Below are 3,146 nucleotides of genomic sequence, written 5' to 3' on the forward strand. Positions count from 1 at the left end.
GCAAAGTTCGCAAAGTTTTTGACAAACTGCACTACATTAATGTCAAATAATGGGGACCGCATTTCATGCATATCAATCTGAATTTTCGCAGCTGTATCAATCCATACAAAGTCGGATAGAACCTATGTTTCTTTTTTGAACAAAAATATTACTTAAATTAGCAGCACAATAAAATTAAGGCTCACTAAATCCATCCCAATAGTTAAAGAAAGAGGAAAAATATGGATTCCCTGGTTTTATTGCCCCTTTTTTCACTGGAGGCATTGCAGATCTTGAATGTTGGAAAAAATAATAAACCAAAAAAAGTAATTTTATGACACTGCCCATCAAAGACCAAAAATTTCTCGTTTTACTTCTCTCAATTTCGATTGTTGTAGTCCTAGAAATTTTATCCATTATTGGTATTCACATTCCCATGCCATACGGACCTTTTGTTTTTGCCTTTTTCATTATTGGCATTGGTCACGAGGTTTTGATGGATGGGATAAAAGCCATATTTAAACTTAACTTCAGCAGCATTAATCTCTTGATGACCATCGCCGTAGTTGCCGCTTTCTATTTGGGTGAATATCCAGAGGCCGCCGTAGTGATTGTTCTCTATGTCTTGGGGGAGCGGCTGGAAGATATCGGTCTTGAAAATTCTAAATCGGCATTGGATAGATTGGTAAGCATTGCCCCAAAAATGGCTTTTGTAAAGGAGGAAAACAAAAACATACAGATAAACAAAATTCCCGTTGGGACAATCGTTCAGGTCAAACCCGGGGAAATGATTCCGCTAGACGGCAAAATAATTTCGGGTGAAACCACTGTTGATGAAGCGGCAATTACCGGCGAGCCCATTCCAAAGGACAAGCATCCCGGTGACTACTTATTTGCAGGAACGCTCAATAAAAATAGTTTCATTGAAATGAAGACCACTAAAATTTCCAATGACACCACATTTTCAAAAATTATCCGACTCACCTTTGAAGCAGCCGCATCTAAAAGCGATACCCAAAAATTCATCCAGCGGTTTTCAAAATTTTATACCCCGACGATTATTGCCATGGCAGTCCTTGTATTCGCAATACCTGTTTTCATTTTGCACTTAAATTTTGACATTTGGCTAAACCAAGCAATTACGCTTTTGGTGATTGCCTGTCCATGCGCTCTGGTTATCTCCACTCCCGTTGCAATCTACGCCGCTATCGGTAATGCTTCTGCAAAAGGAGCACTAATAAAAGGAGGGAAATATGTCGAGTCCATGGCAAGAGTAAAGGCCATCGCATTAGACAAAACCAGAACGATTACGTATGGCAACCCGGTCGTTTCTGACGTGTTCCCGTTAAACGGAACCACTCGAGAAGAGTTGCTGGCATGTACGGCCGGAACTGAGCTGTTTTCTGAACATCCGTTAGCACAAGCAATTGTCACTGCCAGCAGAAAAGAAGGTTTCGAACCACACAAAGCGGAAGCATTCAAAAGTATCATGGGAAAGGGGGCTATCGCGAAATGTTTAGTTTGTAAAGACAAAACCGTCTATGTAGGCAAACTTGATTTTATCAAAGAGTATCATGAGGTCAATGACAAGGCTGAAAAAATAGTGGAACAACTTGCCGCAGAAGGAAAAACAAGCATAGTGATCAGTTTTGGTAAAGAAGTTGCGGGTATCATTGGTTTGACGGATGAGATTAAACCCGACAGTATAACCGCAATAAAAGAGTTGCAGAAACTCAACATTAAATTAATAATGCTAACCGGTGACGGCAAAAAAGCGGCCCAATATGTGGCACGGCAAGTAGGAATAGAAAACGTATTTGGAGGTTTGCTTCCGGAAGACAAGTCAGAAAAAGTAAAAGAACTATTGCAAGAATATGGCCGTGTAGCTATGGTGGGAGACGGAATAAACGATGCCCCGGCACTAGCGTTAAGTACTGTGGGAATAGCGATGGGTGCCGCTGGTAGCGATACGGCAATAGAAACTGCCAATATTGCCTTGATGAACGACAAACTCTCCCTTATCCCATTTCTGATTCGCCTTAGCAAAAAAACTTTGGCGAGAATAAAATTCAACACCATTGGAGCTATTGGAGTTAAAATCGTTTTTATCACCTTGGCATTTATGGGCTACAGCAATTTGGTTTTTGCCATCGCTGCGGATGTTGGTGTCACTTTGATTGTCATTTTGCTGAGCTTAAATTTAATGAAATATGAGAATGACGTTTATAATGCAGGAATTGATTAAAAGTCTCAATTGCTATTTGAACTGAAACTGAAGTCGAAAACCCTAATAAGGATACTAAAAGACTTACAATACTGGCGAATACTGGCGATTCCTGTAAGATTTTTTTATTTTGTTCTTACCTTTAATGGAGGGCTAATAATAATTCTAATACTTGAACCATGTGTTTTTCAGCTACTGCAAGTTTCGGAGCAGGTATTATTCTTTCTGCAATAAGTATTGCAACAATCAAAAAAGTAGATAAACCTGAGCAAATATATTTCGCTAGTGTTCCACTTTTATTTTGCGTTCAGCAATTTGCTGAAGGTCTCATTTGGTTTTCTTTGACAAGTTCCACATATTATCCGTTGCAAGAACTGGCAACCTATATTTTCTTGTTTTTGGCGCAAGTAGTTTGGCCTCTTTTGATTCCTTTTTCATTATTAATGCTTGAAAAAGAGGAAAAACATAAAATAATTCTAAAAATAATCTTGGGAATTGGGATGTTAGTCTCTTTTTATCTTGCCTACTGCTTAATTTCGTACGATGTGGAGGCAAAAATAATCGGGGCCCATATTTCCTATCTGCAAAACTATCCGATTCGATTTGGCAATTATGGAGACCTTCTTTATATCATCGCTACAATTGGACCGACATTATTTTCAAGTATCAGACGGATGTGGATATTAGGGGTAATTATATTTATATCGTATTTAATTACAGCTTTTTTTTATGCGGATTACGTCATATCAGTTTGGTGCTTTTTCGCATCGATCATTAGCATAATGGTATACTTTCTCATTAAACAAATGGACGGTACAAATGTAAATAGCAATCTGAAACTAAATATAAATGGTTAAATTTTCAATTGTACAGCCGCAGATTTAGAATTTATCCACGATGTAAAACAACGATATTTAATTTCTGCTTTTGCGTGATATTTCAT

General features: G+C 38.2%; 2 protein-coding genes. Both read left to right on the forward strand.

Annotated elements, in window-relative coordinates; all coding sequences use genetic code 11:
* Positions 1 to 313: 313 nt before the first annotated feature.
* Positions 314 to 2,224, forward strand: a complete 1,911-nt coding sequence (locus tag VIH09_RS07940) for a cation-translocating P-type ATPase (protein ID WP_331579659.1) — start codon at positions 314 to 316, stop codon at positions 2,222 to 2,224.
* A 158-nt stretch (positions 2,225 to 2,382) separates the two neighbouring features.
* On the forward strand, positions 2,383 to 3,060 hold the full coding sequence (locus tag VIH09_RS07945) for a DUF6629 family protein (protein WP_331579661.1): 678 nt from the start codon (positions 2,383 to 2,385) through the stop codon (positions 3,058 to 3,060).
* Positions 3,061 to 3,146: the final 86 nt, after the last annotated feature.

The organism is Flavobacterium sp., from assembly GCF_036515215.1.
Lineage (GTDB): Bacteria > Bacteroidota > Bacteroidia > Flavobacteriales > Flavobacteriaceae > Flavobacterium.

Bases quoted from the DNA above. Each gene is read 5' to 3' on its own strand.
- VIH09_RS07940 (WP_331579659.1), top strand. From the start codon at position 314: ATGACACTGCCCATCAAAGACCAAAAATTTCTCGTTTTACTTCTCTCA.
- VIH09_RS07945 (WP_331579661.1), top strand. From the start codon at position 2,383: ATGTGTTTTTCAGCTACTGCAAGTTTCGGAGCAGGTATTATTCTTTCT.